This is a genomic window from Taibaiella helva (assembly GCF_003545695.1).
In the GTDB taxonomy this organism is placed as follows: domain Bacteria; phylum Bacteroidota; class Bacteroidia; order Chitinophagales; family Chitinophagaceae; genus Taibaiella; species Taibaiella helva.
The window spans coordinates 1-1,430 of record NZ_QUZZ01000032.1 but is presented as its reverse complement, the minus strand read 5'-3'; the positions used below and the strand labels follow the sequence as shown (position 1 = coordinate 1,430).

Here is a 1,430-nt window from a genome sequence, read left to right as displayed (position 1 = left end):
GGATCAATCGTAAAAGTTGGGGGGAGAAGATAATTAAGCATAGATATTTGCGAGCCTGAAGAGGAAGAAAGGGATGTCTCTTACACCCCTGGAAGAAGAACGGAAGGATTTAATTTTAGCATTGAAAGACTCAGCAGAAGCATTAGTGCTTCTGTTGTTGAAGAAATTAAGAATGCTCAGGTAATGGGCCTCGACAGTTCTGACAACTGTTTTAAAGGAAGACATGGCCGAGGATTCTACTTCGTTGAACCAAAGAGCCAGCTTTTTGAAGGCCTCTTCCTTTGTTCTGCAGGTACGGTAAATAATGCCCAGCTTCAGGGACAGATAATAAGCTTCCTTTAATTTAGGAAAACGCTCAAAGAGCAGCCGGGCCCTTATTTTCTGGCTGGATGTCCATTTATCTTTATGCTTGAACAATAGATAGCGGCTTCTTGCCAAGAGTTGTTTTAAGGTGTCTCCGTTTTCAAGCTGTTCAGCCGTAAAAATGGCTCCTTGTGCTTTGGCCGCCTTTATGGCTTCGTTTTCCTTATCTAAAGCCTCCCAGCGGTATTGGATACGCAGTTCCTGTACCGCATCGCAGGCCAGGCGCTGCACGTGGAAACGATCCGTTACCCTATGCGCCTTACGGAAGCAGCGTTCTACAGCCAGGTTCATACTGGGCGCCATATCCAGTGTTACTTCCGTTACCTTGTTACGCAGGCGTTCCGGGATCCTTTTTAATACTTCGATTATAGTTTCAGCCTGCGTACCCCTGATCATGGCTACCAGCGTGCCTTTCCGGCCTTTGGCCGCCTTATTGCTTACAATAGTGTATAGTTCGTCATTGGAAAGACTGGTCTCGTCTATGCTCAAATGAGGGCCTATATTTTGGGGATAAAGTATCCACTCAGCGGCATGCTCCTGCTGCTCCCAGCTCCTGTAATCGCTGATGTGGTGTTTGTATTGCTCCTGTAGCAGCTTGCCGTCCAGGTGAAAGTACTTGCCCAGCTGGAAGCAGCTGACAGGATGGTTATCCAAGAGCTCCTTTTAAAAAAAGCGCAAAATCTTTGGTGATCCGCGTACCCTGGCTCAGCAGGCTCCAGTCTCTTTGGACGATCTCCCCTGTATTAATGTTTTCCCAACGGCGTTTCTTAATGCAAAGCAATACTTTCTTACCCCGTATCGGAAAATCGGTTACCCTGGCCTCCTGATGAAAACCTTTGGAGTGAACACCGGAGCTGCGGTGTTCCATGGGGATGATATTCTTTTCTTCAAGATGAAAGTAGAAAACGCCGTCCTCCTTCTTAACGGAAATCAGTTCGAAAAAATCAAGAAGGCCTTCGGGTAGGGTCAGGGAGATGAGCTCCAAATACGGATCGGACAAAACAGTTATTTTTTAGCTCGCAAAGCAAACGCTTTTTTACTAATCCCCCAGATTTTACGATTGATCC

2 protein-coding genes are annotated in these 1,430 nt (G+C 46.5%); both read right to left on the bottom strand.

Going from position 1 to position 1,430, the window contains the following annotated elements:
• Positions 1-33: 33 nt before the first annotated feature.
• Positions 34-1,017 carry an ISAon1 family transposase gene (locus DZC79_RS20990; protein ID WP_232831896.1) on the bottom strand — a complete coding sequence of 328 codons (984 nt, stop codon included), beginning with the start codon at positions 1,015-1,017 and terminating at the stop codon, positions 34-36.
• Positions 1,010-1,363, bottom strand: coding sequence for an ISAon1 family transposase N-terminal region protein (locus tag DZC79_RS20985; RefSeq protein ID WP_232831895.1), 354 nt, complete (start codon positions 1,361-1,363; stop codon positions 1,010-1,012). The genes DZC79_RS20990 and DZC79_RS20985 overlap by 8 nt, the downstream gene beginning before the upstream one ends.
• Positions 1,364-1,430: the final 67 nt, after the last annotated feature.